The organism is Blautia marasmi (assembly GCF_900258535.1).
In the GTDB taxonomy this organism is placed as follows: Bacteria; Bacillota; Clostridia; order Lachnospirales; family Lachnospiraceae; genus Blautia; species Blautia hominis.
Map to the genome: position 1 here is coordinate 1,707,997 of NZ_OIWX01000001.1, position 24,722 is coordinate 1,732,718.

22 protein-coding genes are annotated in these 24,722 nt (G+C 48.5%); 8 read left to right on the forward strand and 14 right to left on the reverse strand.

What is annotated here, in order from left to right:
* Window positions 1-383: 383 nt before the first annotated feature.
* A complete protein-coding gene (locus C6P39_RS07580; protein WP_095174725.1) occupies window positions 384-998 on the forward strand; it encodes a GDSL-type esterase/lipase family protein in 615 nt (204 codons plus the stop codon).
* A 69-nt stretch (window positions 999-1,067) separates the two neighbouring features.
* Here C6P39_RS07580 and ybaK read toward each other — a convergent pair whose 3' ends face one another.
* The 3 genes from ybaK to cysK are packed head-to-tail and all read right to left on the reverse strand — an operon-like array spanning window position 1,068 to window position 3,867.
* Window positions 1,068-1,562: a Cys-tRNA(Pro) deacylase gene (gene ybaK, locus C6P39_RS07585; RefSeq protein WP_104803344.1), complete on the reverse strand. Its 495-nt coding sequence runs from the start codon at window positions 1,560-1,562 to the stop codon at window positions 1,068-1,070.
* 12 nt (window positions 1,563-1,574) lie between these two features.
* Entirely contained in the window at window positions 1,575-2,918 is a 1,344-nt protein-coding gene (locus C6P39_RS07590; RefSeq protein WP_104803345.1) for an MATE family efflux transporter, read from the reverse strand.
* A gap of 19 nt (window positions 2,919-2,937) precedes the next feature.
* Entirely contained in the window at window positions 2,938-3,867 is a 930-nt protein-coding gene (gene cysK, locus C6P39_RS07595; RefSeq protein ID WP_104803346.1) for a cysteine synthase A, read from the reverse strand.
* Window positions 3,868-4,009: 142 nt separating this feature from the next.
* On the opposite strand from cysK, the gene C6P39_RS07600 reads away from it, so the two are divergent.
* Entirely contained in the window at window positions 4,010-4,279 is a 270-nt protein-coding gene (locus tag C6P39_RS07600) for a hypothetical protein (RefSeq protein WP_104803347.1), read from the forward strand.
* Window positions 4,280-4,338: 59 nt separating this feature from the next.
* Here the strand turns inward: C6P39_RS07600 and C6P39_RS07605 are convergent, their stop codons facing one another.
* A complete protein-coding gene (locus C6P39_RS07605) occupies window positions 4,339-5,766 on the reverse strand; it encodes a CapA family protein (protein WP_158661487.1) in 1,428 nt (475 codons plus the stop codon).
* A 244-nt stretch (window positions 5,767-6,010) separates the two neighbouring features.
* Here C6P39_RS07605 and C6P39_RS07610 point away from each other — a divergent pair, with 244 nt between their 5' ends.
* Complete coding sequence (locus C6P39_RS07610; RefSeq protein WP_242986984.1) at window positions 6,011-7,066, forward strand: acyltransferase family protein; 1,056 nt, start codon at window positions 6,011-6,013, stop codon at window positions 7,064-7,066.
* Between the two features lie 71 nt (window positions 7,067-7,137).
* Here C6P39_RS07610 and C6P39_RS07615 read toward each other — a convergent pair whose 3' ends face one another.
* Complete coding sequence (locus C6P39_RS07615; RefSeq protein ID WP_095174719.1) at window positions 7,138-8,310, reverse strand: NAD(P)-dependent malic enzyme; 1,173 nt, start codon at window positions 8,308-8,310, stop codon at window positions 7,138-7,140.
* A gap of 214 nt (window positions 8,311-8,524) precedes the next feature.
* Here C6P39_RS07615 and C6P39_RS07620 point away from each other — a divergent pair, with 214 nt between their 5' ends.
* A complete protein-coding gene (locus C6P39_RS07620) occupies window positions 8,525-9,874 on the forward strand; it encodes an ISNCY family transposase (protein WP_104803349.1) in 1,350 nt (449 codons plus the stop codon).
* Window positions 9,875-9,949: 75 nt separating this feature from the next.
* Here C6P39_RS07620 and C6P39_RS07625 read toward each other — a convergent pair whose 3' ends face one another.
* The 5 genes from C6P39_RS07625 to C6P39_RS07645 all read right to left on the reverse strand — a co-directional run bounded on the left by C6P39_RS07625 (window position 9,950) and on the right by C6P39_RS07645 (window position 15,393).
* Window positions 9,950-11,179 (reverse strand): ABC transporter substrate-binding protein, encoded by a 1,230-nt coding sequence (locus C6P39_RS07625; protein WP_104803350.1) that lies wholly within the window; start codon window positions 11,177-11,179, stop codon window positions 9,950-9,952.
* Between the two features lie 10 nt (window positions 11,180-11,189).
* Window positions 11,190-12,299 (reverse strand): glycoside hydrolase family 172 protein, encoded by a 1,110-nt coding sequence (locus C6P39_RS07630; RefSeq protein WP_104803351.1) that lies wholly within the window; start codon window positions 12,297-12,299, stop codon window positions 11,190-11,192.
* Window positions 12,300-12,316: 17 nt separating this feature from the next.
* Complete coding sequence (locus C6P39_RS07635; protein WP_095174716.1) at window positions 12,317-13,171, reverse strand: carbohydrate ABC transporter permease; 855 nt, start codon at window positions 13,169-13,171, stop codon at window positions 12,317-12,319.
* A gap of 10 nt (window positions 13,172-13,181) precedes the next feature.
* Window positions 13,182-14,039: a carbohydrate ABC transporter permease gene (locus C6P39_RS07640; RefSeq protein WP_104805880.1), complete on the reverse strand. Its 858-nt coding sequence runs from the start codon at window positions 14,037-14,039 to the stop codon at window positions 13,182-13,184.
* An 85-nt stretch (window positions 14,040-14,124) separates the two neighbouring features.
* Complete coding sequence (locus tag C6P39_RS07645) at window positions 14,125-15,393, reverse strand: ABC transporter substrate-binding protein (RefSeq protein WP_095174715.1); 1,269 nt, start codon at window positions 15,391-15,393, stop codon at window positions 14,125-14,127.
* Window positions 15,394-15,585: 192 nt separating this feature from the next.
* Between C6P39_RS07645 and C6P39_RS07650 the strand changes: the two genes are divergently transcribed.
* Both C6P39_RS07650 and C6P39_RS07655 read left to right on the forward strand, forming a co-directional pair.
* Window positions 15,586-17,412 carry a sensor histidine kinase gene (locus tag C6P39_RS07650; protein WP_104803352.1) on the forward strand — a complete coding sequence of 609 codons (1,827 nt, stop codon included), beginning with the start codon at window positions 15,586-15,588 and terminating at the stop codon, window positions 17,410-17,412.
* Complete coding sequence (locus C6P39_RS07655) at window positions 17,387-18,988, forward strand: AraC family transcriptional regulator (RefSeq protein WP_095174713.1); 1,602 nt, start codon at window positions 17,387-17,389, stop codon at window positions 18,986-18,988. The genes C6P39_RS07650 and C6P39_RS07655 overlap by 26 nt, the downstream gene beginning before the upstream one ends.
* Window positions 18,989-19,007: 19 nt before the next feature.
* Here the strand turns inward: C6P39_RS07655 and C6P39_RS07660 are convergent, their stop codons facing one another.
* Window positions 19,008-20,327: a sodium-dependent transporter gene (locus C6P39_RS07660; RefSeq protein WP_095174712.1), complete on the reverse strand. Its 1,320-nt coding sequence runs from the start codon at window positions 20,325-20,327 to the stop codon at window positions 19,008-19,010.
* Between the two features lie 205 nt (window positions 20,328-20,532).
* Here C6P39_RS07660 and C6P39_RS07665 point away from each other — a divergent pair, with 205 nt between their 5' ends.
* Window positions 20,533-21,171 (forward strand): trimeric intracellular cation channel family protein, encoded by a 639-nt coding sequence (locus tag C6P39_RS07665; RefSeq protein ID WP_104803353.1) that lies wholly within the window; start codon window positions 20,533-20,535, stop codon window positions 21,169-21,171.
* 104 nt (window positions 21,172-21,275) lie between these two features.
* Here C6P39_RS07665 and C6P39_RS07670 read toward each other — a convergent pair whose 3' ends face one another.
* Window positions 21,276-21,674, reverse strand: a complete 399-nt coding sequence (locus C6P39_RS07670) for a helix-turn-helix domain-containing protein (RefSeq protein WP_104803354.1) — start codon at window positions 21,672-21,674, stop codon at window positions 21,276-21,278.
* Window positions 21,675-22,031: 357 nt separating this feature from the next.
* Here C6P39_RS07670 and C6P39_RS07675 point away from each other — a divergent pair, with 357 nt between their 5' ends.
* On the forward strand, window positions 22,032-22,478 hold the full coding sequence (locus C6P39_RS07675; protein ID WP_104803355.1) for a GatB/YqeY domain-containing protein: 447 nt from the start codon (window positions 22,032-22,034) through the stop codon (window positions 22,476-22,478).
* Window positions 22,479-22,604: 126 nt separating this feature from the next.
* Here C6P39_RS07675 and C6P39_RS07680 read toward each other — a convergent pair whose 3' ends face one another.
* A complete protein-coding gene (locus C6P39_RS07680) occupies window positions 22,605-23,627 on the reverse strand; it encodes an SDR family oxidoreductase (RefSeq protein ID WP_095174708.1) in 1,023 nt (340 codons plus the stop codon).
* Between the two features lie 261 nt (window positions 23,628-23,888).
* Window positions 23,889-24,680, reverse strand: a complete 792-nt coding sequence (locus tag C6P39_RS07685) for a SagB/ThcOx family dehydrogenase (RefSeq protein WP_095174707.1) — start codon at window positions 24,678-24,680, stop codon at window positions 23,889-23,891.
* Window positions 24,681-24,722: the final 42 nt, after the last annotated feature.

Sequence of the window (24,722 nt, forward strand, 5' to 3'; positions counted from 1 at the left end):
ACACCCCTCTTCACTCTTTACTTTTCAAGACCCCCGCCCGGCATCACTGCTGAACCTCACATACCGCACCTCCTGCAGAGGTGAGATCTTCTTTGTATTATTACCAAATCTACATGGAATTCATTTGCCGAACGGCTGATCAAAAACAGAAATGCCAACTTCTAAGTATAAGATGCAAACTCAAAGTGGCTGCAGCAGTCTTGCTGCTGTTGAAGATGATTATATACTTCCCGGCACGACTTGTCCATAGAAAAAATCACCAAAACGACTTTTTGGCAACCCTTCACAAAATTACTATTTGCAATAACGGTCATTTTCAGTTAAAATAGTATATTATACAATCAGATGGCCTGAAAATGGTTATATGCCGAAGGAGAATCGCTATGGGTATCATTGTATTTTTAGGAGACAGCATTACCGATGCCGGCAGAATGACATCTGACAATCCTCTGGGTGATGGATATGTCAGCGAATTCGCGGCCTATATTACCGGAACCAACCCCAACTGGCGGGTTTTGAATAAAGGTGTGGATGGCAATATCACGGAACGGATCGCCGGAGTCCTGCAGAGGGACTGTATTTCTTATCATCCGGATTACGTGAGTATTCTGGTGGGCATCAACGATGTGGGGCTTATTGTACAGGCTGATGTCTCAGAACAGGAAAAGCTTTATATGCTGGAGGACAGCATTCGCGCATATCATGAAATGCTCTTTGACCTATCCAGAGAAACCACAGCAGCAGTCATTACACTGGAACCGTTTATTTTCCCGAAACAGGGAACATATGACGACTGGGTGCCCTGGCAGCAGAAAATGTCCAAAAACATCCGCAAGCTTGCCAGAAACTACAGTGCTCACTTTATTCCACTGCAGAAGCCTCTGGAACAGCAGATTGAGAAGCACGGCTATGACGCCATCACCACGGACGGCATCCACCTGACCAGGCTGGGACAGAAGATCCTGGCAGATATTGTCAGGAATGCTTTTCAGTTATAAAGAACTGTCGCGGAATGTTGAAACCCCTTTTAAACAGGTGCTTCAACATTCCGCAACAGTTCTCTTTTTTTACCCTTTTACGATAAAGTCAGCAAAAGCGGCATCGGCTGCCCGCGCCAGATCCACAGGGTTCACCTTAATAGTTGAACCGATCCTTCCCCCGCTCACATAAATCTCGCTGTATTTCTCAGCGTTCTCCTGGATGATGGTCTTATACTGCTTTTTCATGCCAAGAGGACTACAACCGCCCCTCACATATCCGGTCACTGCCGTGATATCTTTTACATGGATCATCTCAATGGACTTTTCCCCCAGCACCTTGGCTGCGGCTTTTAGGTCCACTTCCTCTGCAATAGGGAGGACCAGAACATAGTATTCCTTACTCTTTCCCCGGGCCACCAGCGTTTTAAAAGACTGCTCCACCGGAGCCCCCGTCTTCTCTGCCGTGTGCAGGCCGTCTATGAACGCATCGCACACATAGGTGATGGTCTCATAGGGAATCTTATTTTTATCCAGGATCCTCATGGCATTTGTCTTCACTTCTTTGTCCTTGTTTTTTGCCATTCTATCACCTTCCTATATCTCTAATCTCTTCATGTACCGTTTAAACAGTATCACTGCTGCTGCCGCTGCAATGGCCTCCGCCAGAGGGAAAGTCACCCACACACCGTAGATGCCCCATATTCTGCAGAACAAAGCAGACAGCGGCACAATGATCACAAGCTGTCTCAGTATGGAGATCAGAAGGGAGTGCAGTCCCTGTCCCAGTGCCTCAAAAGAGCCGGAGAGTACGCACCCTACAGTGGACACCACAAAACCAAGGCTGATAATGCGCAGCATGGGAACCCCCAGCCGCATCATTTCATCCCCTGCATCAAACAACTTCATGATCCATTCCGGACACGCCAGAAAGAGTACAGTCCCCAGGAGCATAATGGCACCAGCCACCTGAAGACTGCTTTTCAATGTCTCCATCATCCTCTTTCTGCTGCCTGCCCCGTAATTGTAGCTCATAATGGGCCGCATTCCCTGCACCACCCCGTTGGCCGGCATATATACAAAGGACTGGATCTTAATGTACAGCCCAAAAGCCGCAATAGCAGTCCCTGAAAAGGCGGCCAGTATGGAGTTCAAGGCACCTACCAGCAGGGAGGGCATGGAGATCATAATGGCAGAGGGGATACCCACCATATAAATCTTTTTTACGATTTCCCAGTCAAAGCGAAAACCATGAAAATCCAGTTTTACCTGGGTACATTTCCTCAGATAGCAGACCATAGCTATGATCCCCGCTGTGATCTGTGCCGTGACAGTAGCCACCGCTGCCCCCTTCACTCCCATAGCCGGAAATCCCAGCAGCCCGAAGATCATAATGGGGTCCAGGATAATATTCAGAACCGCACCGATGGCCTGGAAGAACATGGGGAGTACCATATTGCCCACGGACTGAAAGATCTTCTCTGCAAAGAGGTGGTACATGCTGCCAAAAGAAAAGCAAAGCACAATACCGGCGTACTCACAACTCATTTTATAAATCTGCGCATCCCGGGTAAACATGCCTATAAAGGGTTTTACCAGCAGAAGGCCAACCAGTATGAAGAGGATACCGTGCACGGCTGTCAGTATCACTCCATGAGCTGCCGCTGCCTCTGTCTCTTTTACATTTTTTGCCCCCAAAGCCCTGGCAACGCAGGCATTCAGACCAATGCCAAAGCCCACGGACACTGCCAGGATCAGATTCTGGAGGGGATAGGCCAGGGAAACCGCTGTCAGGGCATTTTCACTGATCCTTGCCACATACATGCTGTCCACAATATTGTAAAGTGCCTGTATCATCATGGACACCATGGGTGGTATGGACATGGAAACAAGAAGCGGAAGCACCTTTTTTGTCCCCATGATATTTTCTGTCTGTTTCATATTTTGTCATTCCTCTGCTTTAGTCATACATTGTAGTTGAAAGATAGTGGTCTCCTGTGTCCGGAAGAAGGGCTACTATGTTTTTACCCTTATTTTCCGGACGGCGGGCCAATTGGGCCGCTGCCCACACAGCCGCGCCGGAGGAGATCCCCACAAGGATCCCTTCACATTTGGCGATATCATTCCCTGTTTTATAGGCATCCTCTGTGGTGACACAGATGATCTCATCATAAATATCCCTGTCCAGAATACTTGGAATAAAATTGGCACCGATTCCCTGAATACCGTGCGCTCCCGCCTGACCTCCCGATAATAGAGGGGATTCCGCAGGTTCCACTGCCACGATCTGGATCGCAGGGTTTTGTTTTTTCAAATATCTGCCTGTGCCGGTCAGCGTTCCCCCTGTTCCCACTGTGGCAACAAAAATATCTACCCTGCCGTCTGTGTCCCTGTAAATCTCAGGGCCTGTGGCAGCTTCATGTGCCTCCGGGTTGGCTTCATTGTCAAACTGCCCCATTATGACCGAACCGGGAATGGTGCGCTTAAGTTCTTCTGCTTTCTCTATGCTGCCCTGCATCCCTTTCTTCCCGTCTGTAAGGATCACCTCCGCCCCATAGGCGCGAAGCAGTTTCTGCCGCTCCACACTCATAGTCTCAGGCATGGTGAGAATGGCGTGATACCCCTTGGCAGCCGCCACGGAAGCAATGCCGATCCCCGTATTTCCGGAAGTAGGCTCTATGATCGTGGCTCCGGGCTTTAGCTTTCCTTCCCGCTCTGCTCTCTCGATCATGCGAAGGCCCACCCGGTCCTTGGCGCTGCCTGCCGGGTTGAAATACTCCAGTTTTGCTATAACATGCGCCGGCAGATCCTGTTTTTTTTCGTAATTACACAGCTCCAAAAGCGGCGTATTGCCGATGAGCTGTGAAGCGCTTTTCTTAATATTTTCCATATACTATACACTCCTTAAAATTTTTCCGTTTCTCTCTTGTCAGGTAAAAGCATAGACTATGGCTGTTTTGTTTGTCAATGCATTTTCCCATATTTTTCGCACATACTATTACTACAAAAAATGCAGAAAGGAAACTTGCGAAATGAAAGATATCAACGAATCAAATGAATATAAAAATTCTGAAAACTGCCACAGAGGCGGCAAGGGCGGCAAGGGCCAGGGAAGCGGCATCGGAGGAAAGGGTGGGAGCAAGGATGTTTACCATGTGGAATCCAGCTCCTCCGATGACTTAGACGGGCAGGCAGCTATGGAGATGACCGGTCTTATGTATAAACCGCCCACCAGTCAGGCTGAACTGGACTCTTACAAAGAGGTCTATCCATTCTCTCCGGAACAATATGCCGAAGATTAAAGGATCTTCCGAATAAAGGGCGGAGCTGTGTCCTCACACATCTCCGCCCTAAGTTCAGGCTAGTCTTCACCGCCTGAAGTGCTTTCTTTTTTATCCGTATTCTCTTTATTGGTGTCTGAACCGCTGTCCTCCGGATCATCTGACGCCCCATCGGACACGCCTTTTCCCTTCACTTCTGTCTCCGGTGCGTCAGAACTGCTCTGTCCCGAGGCGGGGAATGCCTGTGGGGATTCATACTTTGCGGCAAGCTCTTTGATGCTGTCCAAAGTAAATGTCTCCTCCGTCTGCTGATGTATGCCGTGTTCTTTCGCCAGCTCCTCTGTATAGTCAGAGACCTTGTACACTGCACAGTTTTTCTTTTCACTGTCATAATGCATGACAAGGGGTGTCATCTTATAATCACTGACGGTCACTTCCCCTGTCTTGCCGTCCTTTTTCAGTGTGATATCTGCCATGCCTCCCACAAGACCTTTGATTTGATCATCCGCGGAAACAAAATTGCCGAGTGAGCTGTAAACCAGCATATTTTTCCCATCCTGCCGCGGCATCATGCCATACGCCTGCAGTACATGGGGGTTGCTGTAGATCACCGCGTCCACTCCCTGCGCTGCCAGGAAATCGATCCTCTGTTTTGCCGTGTCAGAAAATTCCTCTGAATACTCAGCTCCGGCGTGAAGGAATACCATGACAAAGTCTGCTTCCCCTTTTGCCTTCTCCACATCTGCCTTTACCTTATCCTCTGCGTAGACATCGATCATATAAGAGTCCGCTTCGGAAAAGCCGGCATCCTCATCCACACCGTATGTGTAATTCATCACAGCGATCTTCATGTTCTTCTTATCAATGACTTTGACACGGTTCTCCGCGTCCGCCTCATCCCCGTGAATGCCCAGAAGCTGAACATCCGCATGCTGTGTCTGCCAGAAAGTGGCTGAATTCAGAATTCCCGGCTTGCCCTTATCAAAAGCATGGTTTGTGGCCTGGGTCACCAGATCAAATCCTGCCTTTGCCAGCGCATCCCCGACTTCAAGGGGCGTTCCCATAAGCCCGCTCCCGGATACATCCTTATGGTCATTGACAAAAGGTGTTTCCTGATTGACACAAGCAAGGTCAGCGCCCTGGATATCTTCTGCCACCTGTGCGTACAGGGCATCATAATTCCATGTTTCTCCGCTCTCTTTTCCCGACTCGATCAAAGCATCCTGCAGAATGTTGTCACCCACTGCCAGGAAACGCAGTTCACTGTCCGCCTCCTGCTTTTTTGCCTCTTCCTCCGCTTTCTTCTGCTGGGCGGCTTTGATCTCCTCTTCCTGTTTCACTTTTTTCTTGTGGTTGCCCACAGCGACGCTCACAATAATGACCAGTAATATTAAAACGGCTGCACCTGCCAGGATCATCCTTTGTTTCATTACCTGCTGACGGCGTCTCTCTTCACGAGCCTGAATCCGTTTCTTTCTCTCAATCTCTCTTTTTTCGTCTTCGTTCATATATTCACCCTTTTCTGCCTGATTCTGCTGTAACGGATTACAACTGTATTCCAGTGTCAGTTTCATTTTACACTATTAATAACCATTATAACAAATATTTTTCAGAACGCAAATCCATTTCTTTGTAAAAATATCCAACACTTACCGTTATCCGGGCCAAAATTTCTATTTGCACCTGTTTTCCATCCGGTGTATCATACAAAACGAGACTGTAAATTTATCCGCAGAAGTCAGAGGTGATATTATGTCAACTAAAAACCGTGACTACTTTTTCGATAATTACAAAGCCCTTCTCATTGTTTTGGTGGTGGTCGGTCATTTTATCGAACCCTGCTATGACAACAACCTGTTTTTATCCGGGCTGAAATGGGTGATCTTTTCCTTCCACATGCCTGCGTTTATTTTTATATCGGGCTATTTTTCAAAGAAAAAACTACCTTTTGGAAAACTGGTACAAAAACTGGTCATTCCTTATTTTGTCTATGAACTCCTGTATTACTTTTTATATGTTTTCATCATCCACAAAGACACCGGGCTGTACTTAGCAAGGCCCAAGTTTTCCCTCTGGTACATCATGGCCCTGTTTTTCTGGCGACTGGTGACACCTTATCTGAAGAAAATCCCGGGGCATATGTTTATCGCCGTCACTGCCGGGCTGTTGGTAGGCCTGACGGAATTGGACAACTTTTTCAGCATCCCCAGAATCCTGGTATTCTTCCCCTTCTTCCTGGCAGGATACCACTTTGAGAGGGACTGGTTTGAGAAAATAAGAGTACAGGCCGGGAAAATACTGGCAGTGCTTTCCCTGTATCTGTTAGGCTGCCTGCTTCTGGCCTATTCTTTCAAGATCCATCTGACTCCGAAGATCTTTTACGGAAGATATTCCTATCATGAGATGGGGGCGGGAGACGGGGAGGGGATCCTGGTAAGGCTGGTCTGTTACGGCGTATCTTTTCTGGCAATTTTTGCGGTGAGCGCCATGATCTCCAGAAAACCACAGGTATTTTCCATACTGGGACAGCGCACCATGCCCATCTACCTGTTCCACGGCCTTGCATACAGTGTGCTGAGTGCCACCCCGATCCTGGAATCTGTATCTGAAATCTGGCAGGGTGTGCTGCTGATCGGCTTTTGTCTGCTTCTTTCCTGGCTTTTTTCCATGGACGGGCCAAACCGTTTTGTCACTAAGGTTTCTTCCCTGCCTGTGCCATCCTTTTTCGGCAGCGGTCCCGGAAAAAGCTCCGGGCCTTTCTCCGGAAAAGCCGGTGGTTTTGGGCGTAAAGGGTCCTATCCCATGTAAGAAAATGGCTGTATTTCCACTATCCTTTCGGAGGCGGAAATACAGCCATTTTAATATTTATCCGGTTATTCTCAGATTCTGCTAACGCCTGTGTCTCTGGCCGCTTTTGCCACTGCCTGGGCAACCGCCTTTGCCACACGTTTGTCAAAGGGATTCGGGATGATGTAGTCCGGTGTCAGTTCTTTCTCATCAATAAGACCGGCGATGGCATAAGCTGCCGCCACTTTCATCTCATCGTTAATGTCCTTAGCCCTCACATCCAGCGCACCGCGGAAAATCCCCGGGAAAGCCAGAACGTTGTTGATCTGATTGGGGAAATCACTTCTTCCGGTTCCCACAACGGCTGCTCCTGCTGCCTTTGCAAGGTCAGGCATGATCTCCGGTACCGGATTTGCCATTGGGAAGAGGATGGGGTTTGGAGCCATGGTCTTCACCATCTCCTCTGTCACAGTTCCCGGAGCGGAAACACCGATGAACACATCAGCGCCCTTCAGCACATCGGCCAGGCTGCCTTTTTCCATGCCTCGGTTGCTGATCTTAGCCATCTCCTGTTTCTCTGCATTTAAGTCGCCGCGTCCTTCATAGATGGCGCCTTTTCTGTCGCACATGATAACCGTCTTCAGTCCCAGGCTTACCAGCAGCTTGATGATGGCAATCCCTGCTGCACCTGCGCCTGATGTTACCACTTTGATCTCCTCCAGCTTTCTGCCTGTGAGCTTTAAGGCATTGAGCATGGCGGCAGCGGTGACAACGGCTGTTCCGTGCTGGTCATCGTGGAAGATGGGGATATCACAGCATTCTTTCAGCTTTCTCTCTATCTCAAAGCAGCGCGGCGCGGAGATATCCTCCAGGTTTACACCGCCGAAACTTCCTGCCAGCAGACGGACTGTGTTTACGATCTCGTCCACATCATTGCTTCTGATACATAAAGGAAATGCGTCCACATCTCCGAATTCTTTAAAGAGCACACATTTTCCTTCCATAACCGGCATACCCGCCTCCGGTCCAATGTCGCCCAGACCCAGAACTGCGCTTCCGTCGGTCACAACTGCTACCATATTGTGGCGTCTTGTATACTTATAGGATAAATCTACATCCTCGGCGATCTTTAAGCACGGCTCCGCTACACCAGGTGTGTATGCCACTGCCAAATCCTCCGGGGTCTCCAGCTTTGCACGGCTGATCACTTCAATCTTGCCATTCCATTCCTCATGCTGTTTTAAAGCGAATTCTTTTGCGTTCATGATTTATCTCCTTTTCCTATGGAATCTCATGTTGTTTGCTTCTGTACACACAGTCTCCTGCTGCATCTGCTGTTAAAAACTGCGTGCGCTTTTATTCTAGCATAAGAAAAGCCTCAGGGCAATACTGCCCTTTGGCAAAATGTTATTAACTTGTGATAATGTCTCCTTAAGAATCACTTGAGATTTTGTCTCTTTTTGATAAACTATAAAAGTTATGAAAGAAGGTAAAATTACATTGTCACAAGAACAACTAAAAACATTTACTGTCATCAATCGTTTCATCGACAAGTCTATTTCCAGACAACAGGCAGCTTCACTTCTTGGCCTTTCTACCCGCCAGATTACACGTTTAAAGAAAGGGGTCCTTACTTCTGGCGCTGAATCACTGATTCATAAAAATACTGGTAGAAAGCCTGCTCACGCTGTTACAGATGAAACGAAGGAAGCTGTCCTTAAGATTTATTCCCGCCCGGAATTGTCTAGGGCCAACTTCCTCCATTTCAAAGACATACTGCTCGCAGATTTTGGAATCGCTCTTTCCTATTCTGCACTTTCCAGTATACTAAAAAATGCAGGTTTTGAAAGCCCCAAAAAGAAAAAAATCCGTCACCGGACACACCGGCGGACGCGAAAACCACACCCCGGCCAGCTCATCCAGATAGATGCTACTCCCTATGAATGGTTTGGCGGAAACACGAAATACGCCCTCCATGGGGCAATTGATGATGCCACGGGCAATGTCGTCGGTCTTTTCCTCACACAGAACGAATGCCTTTATGGCTACCTCGAGACGATGCGCCAATGCTGTGTGGACTTTGGTGTCCCTCAAACCATTTACTCAGACAACCACACCATTTTCCGTTCCCCAAAAACAGGAAAGCTCACCATGGATGAACTGATCGCCGGAAAGACGGTCCACCTGACCCAGTTTGGACGTTCCATGCATGAACTGGGAATAGACCTGATTTTTGCGAAGACGCCACAGGCCAAAGGGCGCATTGAACGTTTATGGGTAACCTTACAGAGCCGTCTCCCCGTCGAATTCGCTAAGCGTGGAATCACCACCGTAGCAGATGCCAACCGCTTCTTGGAAGAAGAATACAAAGAGCTGTTCAATCAGAGGTTTTCCGTTGAGCCAGAAGCAGAATCTATCTTCGTTCCTCTGGCAGAAGGAATGGATATTGATACCATTCTCTGTGTGAAGCATAAAAGGAAGACCGATGCAGCTGGAACCTTTTCGTTCAAAAACCGATGTTTCCAGATCTTAGACGAAGGATTTCCGATTATTAATGCGAGAAGGGAGATCGAGGTGCTCCTCAATCCCCGGTATGGGATTCGCATTGCTTATGGAGGGCGCATATACGAAACCATACGGTATCTAAAGCCACAAAACAAGAATGCCAGCATAAAAGTGTCCAAAAAGGTGGTCAAAACCGTAGAACCCCATTTACAACTACGCCATAGCAGCGATGAATGGAAAGCCATCTGGTGGATGGAAGATTACAACCTGTCGCTAAAATTTTTATATGAACTATTCTTTGAGAAACAGCAGTCTGCTTCGTAAAAGGGCAAAAGCCCTTTTACAGAAGTGACATTTTCTCAAGTGAAACTGAACAATAAAAAGTGACATTTTCAAAAGTTATTGACATACTGCCCTTTGGCAAAATTCATCCAGGCTTATCTCATCTGTGATATACCGCTGGAAAAGCTCTCCTATGGCCTTGATATCCTTCATGGGCGTTTTGGACAGCGGGCGGGATCTCAGTTCCAGTTCCTCCGCGTATTTTTTCAGGATATCCAAATCCGGTATGTCCAGGTTCCCCTCCCTGATAATGTCAAGCCGGGCCGGCAGTTTCTTCATATGATCCGCATAGGCAGTGCTCCCTTCCCGGCCCGCTGCATAGGATAGGAATTTTTTTGCGGCTTCTTTGTGGACAGACGCCTTATTGAGCACATACTGCCATGTAGCCACGTTCGTAGCGTTGGTCTTGAACAGGGGCATGGGGGCCGCGTGGATTTTATCATCCCCGTACACCCCTGCCCGAAGAAAGGTATCCATGGCGCCGCTGTACATGAAAATGGCGCCGTATTTTCCCTGTATGAATTTTTGTTCCATCTGTTCATACTGGTCCACAAGCTGTTCCCTGGGTGTCAGATCCTTCTCTGCCATGTTGTGCAGGAAGGCAAGGGCCTGTCTTGTATCTTCATCCTCCCAATCCCCGTATGTTCCTCCGAACATGTGGATGAACTGGGATAATTCGTTGTACACATAGGTGGTCTCCCAGGCACTGCCGTATCCGTAATACCCATATCCGTATCTGCCGTCCAAAAGCGTTTCAAAATCTTCCTGATCATTCACAGCATCAAGGCCGGCTTTATCCAGAAATTTTTCATTTACCCAGAAAACCATAAGGTCCATCACATAGGGGACGGAATATACTTTTCCCTCCGCCATGACGGTTTTCTCCATATAGTCTCCGGGATAGCAGGAACGTATCTCCTTGGACATCACATCTTCCCCCAGCGGCTCCAGATATCCCTGATACTTAAATTCCTGGATCATTTCATCATTCACCGCGATCACATCAACAGAAGTGTCCCCGGAAGAGAGAATGGTGGATATGCGGGCATGGCGGTTGTCCGCATTGACCGGGCTGGCAAGCAGATGGATGTCCAGATCCAGTTCTTTTTCCGCTTCCTCTATATACTGCCGGAATTCCGCCTTTTCCGCATCCGGGTGCATGAGGGTTATCTCCTCCCTGCCTTCCTCCTGATTCCCGGGTGTTTCCTGCCTTTTGCTGTCCTTCCCGCCGCATCCGGCACATAAAATACTCACTCCCAATAAAATCCCCAAAATATATTTTTTCACCTTTTACACCTTATCTTGGCCAGCGCTCCTCTTTATCCATCAGGACCGGAAAGGTATTGTGCGGTTCTGCCTGATACCAATACGCCACACTGGCAACATCATCCTGCCGTTCAAACAATCCTCTGTGGCCCACACCGATCTGCTGTATGGTCACACGTAGATCCTCCTCAAAGCAGACAGGGTCCTGGATATGCCACCTGTAAAAACCTCTCATGGGCGGACAGTCATCATTGTGGTAAAAGTTATGGACCGCCGTATCGTGGGCGGAATAATAAGGATAGCCCAGATACGGAGTGCAGTAATTCTGCTCCACAGTCTTGCCGTCCACCTGTCTGGCGAAGCTCCAGGAGCCGCCGAAATAGTCCTCTGTCCCCGTACCGCAGATGGTGGGATAGGCCTCATCCCCGTCCAGATAGAACTTGATCTCCCCTTCCCCCCACCAGTAACGTTCCAGTGTGGTCAGCGCCATATACGTTCCCACATAGTGGCCCTTTCCTTTTACCTTGTCAAGGATCACATAATCCTCCCGGAGTTTGGTGATCTTCTCCCGTCTCCACTGCGCATGAAAATAGGAAATATCATCCGGCAGTGTATCATACAGGCAGTAATCCACCTGATAGAAAAATGCGGGAATGGGGTTTGCGTGCTGGTTCTCCAGCGTGATCCTGGCCTTTTTGCGGAAAGGCATTTGAAAATAGCAGTTCATCCCCCGGCTCGGCACCACTGCCATGGGAAGGGAATTGACAATGCATTCCCTGCCGAATCCGCAGCAAAAGAAATCGCCCAGAGGACTTTCCACAGACGGCTCTGTCTCATCATCCCAGTACATGCGCAGCACCAGGTCACGGAGCACAAAGCAGTCCGCCTCTGTAGTCTTGTCCGTCACTGTGACCCAGATATGGTTGATCACACCCGGCCCCTCCATCTCGGCAAGCGTTACCGTTTCCCCACTTTTTATGTCATGAAGGCAGGGGCTGCCCTTTCTGGAAGCACCCAGATGGCTCGCCGCCATTCCGCCCTTTCCCTTTTCCCCTGTGGGGTTCTCCGCATTAATGGCTCTGCTCTTTCCATGCTTGGCATACGCCAGTGTTCCCAGACTTCCTCCTGTAAAATCAAACATATTCTTTTCCTCCCTGTTTACGCTTTCACTCCGCCTGCCATAATACCATCCATGATCTGCTTTTCAAACACTGCCACAAACAGAATGATTGGCAGAAGGATGATCCATCCCATTGAACTTACCAGATCCCACGGCACGCCGTACATATTGTCCCGAAGCGGAAGCTGCACAATAGCCACGGACAACACCTGAATGCCGTTGGAATAATATAATGGTGTAAAAAAATTGTTCAGGCATGTGATAAAGTTGATGATGCACACAGTTGCAATAGCCGGTTTCATCAGGGGCAGGACCACCAGAAACAGCCTCTGGGAAAAGCTGGCACCGTCTATGGCAGCCGCTTCCTCCAGAGATACCGGTATCTCCGACACAAAATTCCTGAGTATCAGCACAGTAAAGGGGATCACCGCACTGATATAGAGGATGATCAGTCCCGGATAGGTATCATACAGCCCCACCTTGCGCATGAACTCATATAAAGGCCTGGCAGTCACCACCTCAGGGATCAGCATGGTAGCGATAATAAACGCAAACGCAATACTGACAGCCTTTGACTGAAACCTTGAAAATCCATAGGCAGCCATGGCACACAGCACAGTGCTGACAACCAGGGTCACGCCTACAATTAATACTGTATTTCCTATTTTAGCAAGTAATCCTACATTTTCAATCAGAAATTTATAGCTTTCCAGTGTGGGATGTTTTGGCAGATACTGGATGGGTGTCTGAAACAGTTCACCCGGCGGTGTGATGGAGGAAATAAAGATCCAGTACACCGGAAAAAGTATGAGAAAAGCCACAACTGCAAACAGCAGCCATCTGCCGGCTGTCACACAGCCCCTGTAAATTCTGTATTTCTTGGTATCTCTCATGTTCACCCTCCTAATCAGACATCTTGTTCATAACCTTTATATTGAACCAGGAAAACAGCGCCATCACAATAAACAGCATCACCGCCAGCGTGGCTGCGTACCCCACATTCAGGTTGGTAAATGCCTCCATGGTGATCCTGTAAGCGATCAGGGACGTATCCTCCCCCGGTCCCCCGGATGTCATGGCGTATACCAGGTCAAAGGTGGTCAGTCTCCAAAGCGTAAATGGAATACACAGGGTGATCACATTGCGCGTGATCAGAGGAAGTGTGATCCTGAAAAAGCTCTGTATGCCGTTTGCCCCATCCACTTTGGCAGCCTCATAGATATCCCCGGATATGAACTGCAGGCCTGACAGTACCAATATGGCAAAAAACGGCAGGTCTTTCCACAGGTCCATGGCGATCACCGCTGCCCTGGCAGACCCGGTATTGATCAGCCAGTTAAACTGAAAATCCGACACAAACCGACGGATAAAATCATTGATCATACCATAATCATTGTTGAACCCCCATTTTGCCGCCATACCGATAACAACTGCGGGCATGGCCCAGGGAATCAGCACGATTGTCCTTAAAAACCTGCGCCCCTTAAACTTCATGTTCAGAATAAGGGCCAGGGCCACACCCAGGATAATATGGAAAACCATGGATACCACCACAAAAATCACGGTAAAGCTCATGGATGAAATAATCTTGGGGTCCTTAAACACATTGACATAATTGCTGAGTCCCACAAACTCATTGACCCCTGAAAGCACCTTAATGTCAAACAGACTGTTTTTCAGGGTCGCACCGATGGGATACAGAGTTGTAAATCCCCGGATCAAAATAACCGGCAGGATCAGGATCCACGGTATCCATTTCATTGATTTTTTACTGATCGTCAATTGGCCTCCTCCTCTCTAAAAGGCACCGCGGGACAAGAATCCGCTGCGGTGCCTGTACCTGACTTTATTTACTATACTTATCCACAAGCTCCTGTGCCTTTTTGCAGAAATCATCCACAGTGATCTCATCTTTCATACAGGACTGGTAAATGGTTCCCATATCGGTAATGAATTCCATGGTCTGGGGAAGCATGGGACGTCCCTGTACATTGCATTCCTCAGCATATCTGCTGTACATCTCCTTTGCGGGGTCCGTGTCCGGGACCACCTTCGCAGCCACATCAGCCCTGGCAGGATAGCGGTCAAATGCCTTGTAAGATGCTTCCATACCGCCCTCCTCAGCCATATATTTCAAAAATTTCTCTGCTGCTTCCTTGTTCTTGGAAGCCTTGTTCAGCACATAACTCCAGGAATCCGTAAAGATGGCGCGCTCACCCTTGCCGCTGAAATCAGGAACCATTGCCATATGTATCTTATCCTGGCCAAGCATATCCGCCTTCTCGTAGTCTGTTCCCAGACCCCACATGAACCAGCTTCCGTATTTTCCGTCATTGGCCTTTGGATTCATCTGCTCATATTTATCAGCGATCTGGTCAATGGGTGTCTGTCCGTTCTGTACCATGTCATGCAGGAACTGGATGGCCTCTTTGTTTGCCGGGTTTGTCCAGTCAAAATAGTCACCGCCGAACATGTTGACAAACTGGGCAACCTCATTAAATACATAGGTTTTCTCCCAGGAACCGCCGTATCCGTATCTGCCGTCCTTAGAAACAGCTTCCATATATTTCATGAAATCTTCCTTGGTGTCAATGGATGTGATCCCCACCTCGTCCATGATCTCCTGGTTGACCCAGAAAGCCAGATATCCGGAATATCCGGGCACGCCCACAATGTTTCCGTCTTTGTCTGTGATCATGTCTTCCAGATAACCCTGCGGGAATTCACTTCGGATATCCTCTGTCATGACCGTATCATTCAGCCCCTCCAGCCAGCCGGAGTTTTTAAAGGAAGCGCTCATCTCATCATTGATCTCAATGATATCCACACTGCTGTCGCCTGTGGAGAGGATGGTGGTGATCTTCTGCTGACGGGTATCGGAATCCGTGGGTGCTGCAATGACATTCAGCTTCAGCCCTGTGGCATCCTCCACATTTTTCTGCCATTCATCAAAGTCAGGGTCCGTGGTATTGATGCTGTAGAGGGTCAAGTCATAATCCCCCTTCTTTCCACTGCCGCCTTCCCCCTGGGCATCACCGGAGTTTCCGCCGCAGCCTGCCAGCAATCCGGCTGCCATTGTTGCTGTGAGTAATACACTTACTATCTTTTTCTTCATACTTCCTCCATTTCCGGCATTCTCTTTCGTGCCGTCTGCATTGTTTATTGATAGCATAAAAATACCAGAGATAACCCTTTTTCTAAATACAATATTTTTTGATTCGTTTATATTATTTTTATCTCTGTTGAAATAGGGGTTTCCTGTGTTCTATAATGAAAATCACTAAAACACAGGAAAAAGGAGTCCGTTATGAAAAAATGCGCTGACCGGATAAGGTCCGTCTTTTCCCATTTCCAGGCAAAGCTGCTGCTGGCCTTTCTCATCTGCACGCTGCTGCCCCTGGGTATCATTGGTTTTATCTTCTATCATGTGACTTATCAGATTGCGGAGGATAAGATCATGACCTCTGCGCTCCTGGCAGATGACCAGTTGAATGTGCAGATGAATGACCGCATACGACAGACGGAAAATGTGGCCGATTCCATTCAGTATGATATGTACACCCTGTCACAGACAGACAGTTCCTCCACACAGTCCCTGTCTGTATTCGGCAGTGTGAGAAACGATATCTCCATGTTTAAGACAACCTTCGGCTATTATCATATTTCCATATTTCTGCCCCGTGATCAGACGGGGGCAGACGAAGGTCTTTACTTTTATCCCCTGGAGGAACTGGAGAGCTTCCGCATTCCCGAAGAAAAGAGGCTCAATCCCGGCACAGACTCCATCTGGTTCTACCATCCTGATATGCAGCTCCCCTTCATCCTGTCTGAAGGTTATACCTCCAGGGACGTGATCGTGTGCTGCCGGCTTCTGCGCAACCAGGGTACCGGTGCCACAGAGTATGCTTATACCATCCTCATAGACCCCTCTGAATTCTCCGGCGCCCTTGCTGATACCTTCAGCGATACGGACATCACAAGCTATCTTGCGGCAGAGGACGGCACTATCATGGCGCACAGCAATGAGGCCCTCTGCGGTACTTCCCTGGATGCAGATACCCTGAACCTGATCACCGAAGAAGAGACCGGCACCTTAAAGGAAGGAGATATCAATTATCACACAGCAAGGCTGGACAACGGCTGGTATCATGTCACGGAGATTCCCGGCAGCTACATAAGGCAAAACACCCAGATCCTTCTGAAGACCCTTGTATTCACCCTGCTGGTGTCCCTGCCGCTTACGGTCCTTGTCATCATCATGATCTCGGGCAACCTGACAAAAAGGTTAAAAAAGCTTTCCCTGGCCATGGAAACCTTCCATCTGGGAAAAAGCACACACCACACCGTGCCGGAGCTGGCACCCCCTGCAAAGTCCCCCTCCTCTTATGACGAGATTGACCGCCTTGGAGTCACGTTCCGGAACATGCAGGAATCCCTGAATCAAAATATGGATTCCATCCTGGAACTCTCCCTCTCAGAGGAACGTCTGAAATACCAGCTTCTCCAGTCCCAGATCAACCCGCATTTTCTCTACAACATCCTGGGATCTGTGAAGACCTGTATCAGCCTGGGACGACTTGAAACCGCGGAGCAGATGATCTCAGACCTCACACAGTTTTACCGCCTTACCCTGCGCAAATCCGGAGACCTGATCCGCATTGAGGACGAGCTTGAGATCGCCCGTCTGTATCTGGAAATGGAAAAGCTGTGCCACAAAGACAGCCTGACCTGGGAAATCCATGCGGAGGACGGCATCCAGAACTTCCTCATATGCCGCTTTACCCTGCAGCCGTTTCTGGAAAACAGCATTCAGCACGGTATCTCCCGGCAGACTCCCTGTGTACACATATCCCTGGATGTCTCTTACGGTGATGATACGGTCATCATTACCATAACCGACAGCGGAGCCGGTATTGCGCCCAGACAGCTGGAAGAACTGCGGACTACTCTGAAAAACAAAACCGTTGATCATCAGAAACACTTCGGCATTGGAAACGTAAACAAAAGACTCTCCAGCCCTTCCTTTGGAAACGGAACCGTTCGCGTGGAAAGCAGGCTGAATGAGGGAACGAAGATAATAATTACATTTGAACAGATGGAGGACAGCGATGAAGAAAGTAATGATCGTGGATGACAATACCCTCTCCTCTGAGGGTATTGTCCAAAATATTGATTGGGAGCTTCTGGACGCGGAAGTCATCCACGTGGAAAACAATGGGGATTCTGCCATAGAATCCATGCGGCGTGCCCCTGTGGATCTGATCATCTCTGATATTGAAATGCCCAACCTGGACGGAATCTCCATGAGCAGCCTTGCCCTGTCCGTGAATCCCCTGGTAAAGATCATCCTGATCAGTGCCTATGATAAGTTCGAGTACGCCAAACGCGCCATCCGTCTGGGTGTCTGCGACTATATTGAAAAGCCTCTTGACTACCGTTATCTCACGGAAAAAATACGCAATGCCTTCAGCATCATTGACAGGGAACGGCACAACCGGGAACTTGTGGAACAGAGCCGCCCCCTGATGACAGAAAAATTCTTCACAGACCTGCTGCATTATTCCGGCAAGGACGCCGCCGCCCATCTGGGGCGCTATCCCGGATACCTGAACTTAAACCTTGACTTCTCCTGCTTTAATGTACTGAAGCTGGAGGTGGAAAATGCCTCCTCCGCGGAAGATGAACTGGGTATCACCCAATACCAGATCGAACTTTTGAACGTGTGTGACTTGTTAGCGGAACAGTGCGCCGTTTTCGGACAGGTTTACTTCGTAAAAGAATTCAACGGCGTGATCGCCATACTGGCACAGAACACAAGCAGTCCCAATCATTTTCTCCAGGCTGCCCACAAAGCGGTCCTGGGGCTGATGGAAAAGTACCGGGAAGGACTTTTCTCTCTGAATGTAGGTATCGGCACTGTGGTGGAGGATTTCTGGGATCTGCATATCTCCTATGAAAATGCCTCCCACGCGCTGAAATACCGCTTTTTCTTTCCTCACAAAAATATCTTTGACGCACGGGAGGCTCTCGGCCGGGAATTCAGCCTTTTCTCCTTCTCCGAATCGAAAGAGGAGGAGCTTATCCGTCTCCTGTGCCAGAAAAACGCGCCTGCCATTGAGGAATGGCTCCGTGGATTTTTTCAGGAAATCTCCCTGAAATACCAGACCAAGAACATTGTATTCGTAAGGATATACTCTCTTCTTGGACGGATCCTGAAATTCTTATATGAGCTGAACATTGACACCGGGGATCTGGAACATGATATCATCTCTGTTTACAACCATTTTGAACTTTTCAATACCTATGAGGAATTCTATAAATGGATGAATCACCTCTGTCTTCAGGTCTGCCAAAAGCTGGACACCTCACTCCAGACTTACCATGACCAGATCTGCGAGCTGGTACTTAGCTATATCAGGGAAAACTTTGAGGACAACACCCTCTGTCTAAACGATATTGCAGGACATGCAGGTGTAAGCCCGGCGTATCTCAGCGCACTTTTTAAAAAAGTATACGGGCAGAGTATCAGCGACACCATAGCCGCCCAGCGGACAGAGGCTGCCTGCCAGTATCTGAAAAGCTCCAATCTATCCCTGAAAGAGATCAGTATCCGCTGCGGGTACGCCAACCAGTATTATTTCAGCAACAGCTTTAAAAAGAAAATCGGAATGTCACCCTCCGCATACAGAGAGCAGCATTCCGATATATAAAAAACAATAGTTAAAAGCTTTAACCAATCCCTTTGTAGATAAGACCCAGGATAAATACGATCACCGCAAGAGGCACGTACAGATACTTTGCCGCCACCTGGAACGCTTTTGGCAGGGGTTTCTTCCTGCCCTCCTCCAGTTCCTCCTTTATCTTGTCAAATCCAAGGATATAGTAAATGGAGACGGCACCCAGCACGGCACCGAACGGCACAATGATAATGGTGATAAAATCCATCCAGCGCCCTACTTTTGACTCCTCTTCCAGAAACAGCCCCACCACCAGCGCAACCCCGCCGCAGAGGGCAACTGCTTTTGTCCTCTGGAGGTTGAACTTATGCTGCCAGCTCTCGATCACCGCCTCAAACATATTGATGAGGGATGTAATTCCCGCAAAGCATACGGAAAGGAAGAAGATAACAGCAAACAGGCGTCCCATCGGCATCTGCTTGAAGATATTCGGGATCGTGATGAACATCAGGGACGGCCCTGCGGATGGTTCGATTCCAAACGCAAACACAGCCGGCATAATAGCCAGCGCTGCCAGCATAGCCGCAATGGTATCAAAAACCGCTGTCTGTATGGAGGACTTGGGGATATCCTCCTTTTTGCTCAGGTAAGAGCCATAAACGATCATACCCGAACCGGTAATGGACAGGGAAAAGAATGCCTGCCCCATAGCCATGACCCAGGTATCCACCTTTGCCAGTGCTTCCCACTTTGGCACAAACAGGAAGCGGTATCCCTCATGGGACCCGGGCAGAAAGAACACCCTCACCGCCAGAATGGCAAAGAGGATAAAAAACAAAGGCATCAGTATTTTGTTCGCCTTCTCGATCTGGCTTGCCGCGCCGGTGATCAGAATGATCACTGTAATTGCGATCACGATCATATGCCAGGGCAGATTCTTCATATTGGCAGTGACCTGACCGAAAAATTCAGCGGAATCCTCTGTGAGCACCACATTGGTCACAGAGCCGGCCAGGAAACGGAGCACCCAGCCGATGATGATAGAATAACCGATAGCGATCCCCATAGATCCCAAAAGAGGAATCCAGCCCAGCACTTTTCCAACTGTCCCCTTCTTTCTGGATGCCCAGCAGTATTCATAAGACCCCAGCGTTCCTGTTCCGGCCCTTCGTCCTATGGCAAATTCAGCCGACAGGCCTACAAAGCCAAACAGGCAGATAAAGATAAGATAGGGGATCAAAAAAGCCGCACCCCCGTATTCTCCCAGTCTGTATGGGAACATCCAGATGTTCCCAAGCCCCACCGCAGACCCCACACAGGCCAGTACAAAGCCCAGGGAATTGGTGAAGCTTCCATTTTTGTGTTTCTGCATTTTCTCTCCTCCGTGTGATCCGGCTGCAGGGACAGCCAGCTTTCGTCCCCTGACCGGTTGATGCGTTAGCTTTTTAAAGTATGTAGCTTTAATGTATCAAACCAGGCAAAAAAAGTCAAATCCAGTTTTATTCTCTCCATTTCTGACGATTTTTTTACATGTATACCGTATAATAAATAATAAAATCTATTTCAAAGGGGAAAATATGGATACCTTTATCTTTATATTGGAAATAATCGGGACAGTGGCCTTTGCCTCGTCAGGGGCAATGATCGCCATTGAGAAGAAAATGGATATTTTCGGAGTCAATATTCTGGGGGCTACCACGGCGGTAGGCGGCGGTATGATGCGTGATATCATCCTGGGCATCACACCTCCCACTGCTTTTGCCAAACCGGTCTACGTGCTCTTTGCTGTCCTGACCTCCACCCTGCTCTTTGCCATAACCTACACGAATCCGGAGATCTTAAAGTCCAGGGCTAAGAACAAATATTATGACAATGTCATGATGCTCTGCGACACCTTGGGCCTGGGTATTTTCACTGTGGTCGGCATTCAGGCCGCCGCAAGCGTTGTGACGGAAAATAATACTTTCTTTTTTGTTTTCGTCGGTGTTCTGACCGGAGTTGGCGGAGGTGTGCTTCGGGATATTCTGGCAGGGGAGACGCCTTATATTCTGGTACGTGAGATTTATGCCTGCGCTTCCATTGCCGGGGGAATTGTCTGCGTTGTGTGCAGGGACTCTATGGGGGAACCGGCGGGCGTTATACTGGGGTTGATCGTTACGGTGGTCATCCGGTTGCTGGCTTCTTATTTCAGGTGGAATTTGCTGAGAGTGCGGTGAATCTGGCAGAAGGGCGAATAGGTTGGAAGGGTGGACGGGATGAAACGCCTCCACCCTCGCTGTTTCCCATATTCTCATCTGCTGCTGCGCCTGATATACTTGTTTTATTTCATACTCCACAGCCATTTTACATCAGGGAATATAAAATGCAGGATCAAGGCTAAAACAGTTAATACCAGGATAAAAATCCCTAAACAGCACATTACCTTCCAACATTTTTGTAATAAGTCTTTCCCTTTCTCTACATCCGAGTAAATGGAGGAAACTTTTTCGTCCATCAGGTTTTTTTCCCTGACGTCCTGAACATCTATATCCTTCACAAGTTCATCTAATGTCATATTAAAATAATCACTCAGCATAACCAATCGCTGAAAATCGGGATAGGATTGCCCTGCCTCCCATTTTGAGATAGTCTGCCGTGAGACCTGCAGTTCCATTCCCAACTCCTCTTGTGATAATCCCTGTTTTTTTCTGATCGCTAACAACTTTTCATTAAATTTCATTTAACAGTCCTCCTATTGATTTGATGGCTTGAGTATATAATACCCGTCAATGATCCGCAAGCAACAGGTCTTGTCAATTTGTCAACGCCTGTTAACAAACCCCTGATTCCATGATCCTGTACAAATGTAAAGATATGTTACACACCCATTTTACTGTACTCTCACTCCTCTCACGGGGAGCTGTCTCTGCGCTGTAATCCGCTGCTTTTCTATATGCAGCTCAGTCTGTCATGGTGAATTACCAAAAAATAAAATGTGGCACCCTCCCGATTATAGTGGTATACTAATAAGCTAGAACGCAGACCGCATCCTCCCAGATGCCTGCTGCCATGAAAAAAAGAAAAGGAGATTCCGACAATGAGTAAAATTGATGAAGTGAGAAAAGCCATGGTCGCTGCCATGAAAGCGGGCGAAAAAGAAAGAAAAGAGTCCCTGTCCATGCTGCTGTCAGCCCTGAAGAACAAAGCCATTGACAAGAGAGAAGATCTGACTGAAGCGGAAGAGAATGAAGTGGTATTAAAAGAGATCAAACAGACCAAAGAAACTCTGGAACTGACTCCTGCAGATAGAAGCGACATTATTGATGAGTGCACAAAACGAATTGCCGTCTATGAGGAATTTGCTCCCAAGATGCTCAGTGAAGAGGAAATCAAGGAAGTTATTGAGGGCGTACTGAAAGAACTGGAAATTGAAGCCCCTACAGGTAAAGATAAAGGAAAGATCATGAAGGTACTGATGCCGAAAGTAAAAGGTATTGCAGACGGCAAACTGGTCAACCAAGTTCTCGGAAATATGATGAAATGACATATAGCAACAATTCTGCGGACTGGCTTTAGAAACGCGGTCTTAATAGTCCCTGTTTTCCACAGTCAGCAATGGCCGAAGGATACTGTCTATCCTTCGGCCATAACTTTACCACTTCCCTGTTCCTTATCTTCCTGCTCTCACATATTCTTTTGCCTGTTCCAGCGCTTCCACTACCCTGTCACAAAATGCGTCGAACGCCGGGTCCGGGTTCTGGCATTCCGGATGGCTTTCAATGTACTCCAGACTTTCCCTGACCCCCTGGTCAAAACGCTTTTCAGCAGAAAATCCAGGCACCAGCCGTTTCAGCTTGTCATTTAAGAACACCACAGAGTTTGATTTATCCCCCATCATGCTTCCATTAAAATCATAGTCACTGCAGCTATCCAGAAAATCACTGGATACCCGTACAGGATGAAGCTGCACCCCAAGCGCGTCCGCAACTGCTTGGTATATCTGGTTCCAGGTCAGCGTCTCATCTGAGGTGATCTGCACAGCCTCCCCGATGGCATGGATATTTCCCATAAGGCCCACAAATCCCTTTGCAAAATCAGAGTTATGGGTCACAGTCCAAAGGGATGTCCCGTCCCCCGGTATCAGCACAGGCCTTCCCTCTTTGATCCGCTTGACCACCTGATAGCTTCCGTTGTCCCCGTGTAATCCTATGGGTACATTCCTTTCATCATAAGTATGGCTTGGACGCACAATAGTCACAGGAAATCCCTCTTCCCTGTACTTTTTCATAAGAAACTCCTCACAGGCGATCTTGTCCCTGGAATACTGCCATTTTGGATTGGAGAGGGGTGTTCCCTCTGTCATTCTGTAATCGGAAGGGGGCTTCTGGTATGCGGATGCGGAACTGATAAAAATATACTGTCCGGTTCTGCCTTTAAACATCCTGTAGTCACGCTCCACATGTTCCGGCACAAATGCGATAAAGTCCGCAACCACGTCAAACTTCATGCCTTCCGTGAGTCTGCACACCTGCTCCTCATCCTCTATATCCCCGGTAAGCCCGATAGCTCCCGTGGGCAGCTCTTTGTTTCGTGTTCCCCGGTTCAGCAGATACACTTTATGTCCCTCTGCCAGCAGTCTTTTGGTAATTGCCATGCTGATCGTCCCGGTGCCCCCAATAAATAGCACTCTCATCTGTTTTTGTCCTCCCTGGAATCGTAAAATTACCGGCTCATACTTTGCCCGGCCTGTACCTATTATTATATCCCGGAGAACGGCAGCACACAAGCATTTACTTTTGCTATCTTATCTCTTTTCGCACGGGTCCCACACTCCTGTCCTACTGCTACCTGCCCACTGCCCTGCTGCTACTTATGCACCGCCCTGCTGTTAACTGTCCACTGCCCTGCTGCTACTTATCCACTGCCCCGCTGCTACCTGTCCACTGCCCTGCTGCTACCTGTCCACCGCCCTGCCCACACTTGCCGCGTACACTGCGCATTCATACTCCGCCCCGGCAGACGGTCCCGGCGCAAATCCCAGAAGCTCGTCAAGGCAGTCCTGGTCATAGGCACCAATGGCACAGGTTCCGCAGCCAATGGCCTCACATGCCAGATACAGATTTTCACACACATGTCCTGCATCCAAAAGGATGTACTTATGTGCCTTCATGCCGTACCGCCATTCTGTCCGGTAGGGAACCACGCTCCACACAAATGTCACAGGTGCTGAGGCCGCAAAATACTGTCCGCAGAGCGCCTCGGTCAATTCCCCCTCAAAATCCTGCCTTCCATCCCATATCTCAAGGGCATGTTCCATGGGAAGATAATGGTAGATCCCCTTCTCAAGTCCGTCCACATGGTTCACAAACAGATATGTCTCAAAGGGGTGCCGGCAGCCGGCTGAGGGAACATTCCTGAGCGTGGCAAAATGGTTCTTTCCAATCACCCTCCTGATTCCCTGGGCCGCCCACAAAAGAAACGACAACTCTCTTAAAGTAACTGCCTCACCGCTGTATTTCCTCCTGCTCACCCTGCCTTGCAGAAGACACAACAGATCCGCATTTCCCGCAATCCCATCAAAATCCGTTGTCAGAGATATGATGTGCTCTCCCTTTTTCGCCTTCACATAAGGCGCTTCCGGAAGCTTCTGCTCCTGGTCCGTGGCCTCGGCCCCGGCATCGGAGACATTATAGGCCTTTAACAGTTCCCGGTTCTGCATAATCTTATATTTCGTCTCATCATTCATACCTTTTTCCTCCCTGTCCGTTTTGCCTTTTATTATAACAAA

Excerpts from the sequence above, each read along its gene's own strand:
- C6P39_RS07660 (WP_095174712.1), bottom strand. The coding sequence starts at position 20,327 with ATGCAGAAACACAAAAATGGAAGCTTCACCAATTCCCTGGGCTTTGTA.
- C6P39_RS07670 (WP_104803354.1), bottom strand. The coding sequence starts at position 21,674 with ATGAAATTTAATGAAAAGTTGTTAGCGATCAGAAAAAAACAGGGATTA.
- C6P39_RS07605 (WP_158661487.1), bottom strand. The coding sequence starts at position 5,766 with ATGAACGAAGACGAAAAAAGAGAGATTGAGAGAAAGAAACGGATTCAG.
- C6P39_RS07650 (WP_104803352.1), top strand. The coding sequence starts at position 15,586 with ATGAAAAAATGCGCTGACCGGATAAGGTCCGTCTTTTCCCATTTCCAG.
- C6P39_RS07665 (WP_104803353.1), top strand. The coding sequence starts at position 20,533 with ATGGATACCTTTATCTTTATATTGGAAATAATCGGGACAGTGGCCTTT.
- C6P39_RS07685 (WP_095174707.1), bottom strand. The coding sequence starts at position 24,680 with ATGAATGATGAGACGAAATATAAGATTATGCAGAACCGGGAACTGTTA.
- cysK (WP_104803346.1), bottom strand. The coding sequence starts at position 3,867 with ATGGAAAATATTAAGAAAAGCGCTTCACAGCTCATCGGCAATACGCCG.
- C6P39_RS07675 (WP_104803355.1), top strand. The coding sequence starts at position 22,032 with ATGAGTAAAATTGATGAAGTGAGAAAAGCCATGGTCGCTGCCATGAAA.
- C6P39_RS07645 (WP_095174715.1), bottom strand. The coding sequence starts at position 15,393 with ATGAAGAAAAAGATAGTAAGTGTATTACTCACAGCAACAATGGCAGCC.
- C6P39_RS07580 (WP_095174725.1), top strand. The coding sequence starts at position 384 with ATGGGTATCATTGTATTTTTAGGAGACAGCATTACCGATGCCGGCAGA.
- C6P39_RS07590 (WP_104803345.1), bottom strand. The coding sequence starts at position 2,918 with ATGAAACAGACAGAAAATATCATGGGGACAAAAAAGGTGCTTCCGCTT.
- C6P39_RS07630 (WP_104803351.1), bottom strand. The coding sequence starts at position 12,299 with ATGTTTGATTTTACAGGAGGAAGTCTGGGAACACTGGCGTATGCCAAG.
- C6P39_RS07620 (WP_104803349.1), top strand. The coding sequence starts at position 8,525 with ATGAAAGAAGGTAAAATTACATTGTCACAAGAACAACTAAAAACATTT.
- C6P39_RS07615 (WP_095174719.1), bottom strand. The coding sequence starts at position 8,310 with ATGAACGCAAAAGAATTCGCTTTAAAACAGCATGAGGAATGGAATGGC.
- ybaK (WP_104803344.1), bottom strand. The coding sequence starts at position 1,562 with ATGGCAAAAAACAAGGACAAAGAAGTGAAGACAAATGCCATGAGGATC.
- C6P39_RS07655 (WP_095174713.1), top strand. The coding sequence starts at position 17,387 with ATGAAGAAAGTAATGATCGTGGATGACAATACCCTCTCCTCTGAGGGT.
- C6P39_RS07640 (WP_104805880.1), bottom strand. The coding sequence starts at position 14,039 with ATGAAATGGATACCGTGGATCCTGATCCTGCCGGTTATTTTGATCCGG.
- C6P39_RS07600 (WP_104803347.1), top strand. The coding sequence starts at position 4,010 with ATGAAAGATATCAACGAATCAAATGAATATAAAAATTCTGAAAACTGC.
- C6P39_RS07680 (WP_095174708.1), bottom strand. The coding sequence starts at position 23,627 with ATGAGAGTGCTATTTATTGGGGGCACCGGGACGATCAGCATGGCAATT.
- C6P39_RS07635 (WP_095174716.1), bottom strand. The coding sequence starts at position 13,171 with ATGAGAGATACCAAGAAATACAGAATTTACAGGGGCTGTGTGACAGCC.
- C6P39_RS07610 (WP_242986984.1), top strand. The coding sequence starts at position 6,011 with ATGTCAACTAAAAACCGTGACTACTTTTTCGATAATTACAAAGCCCTT.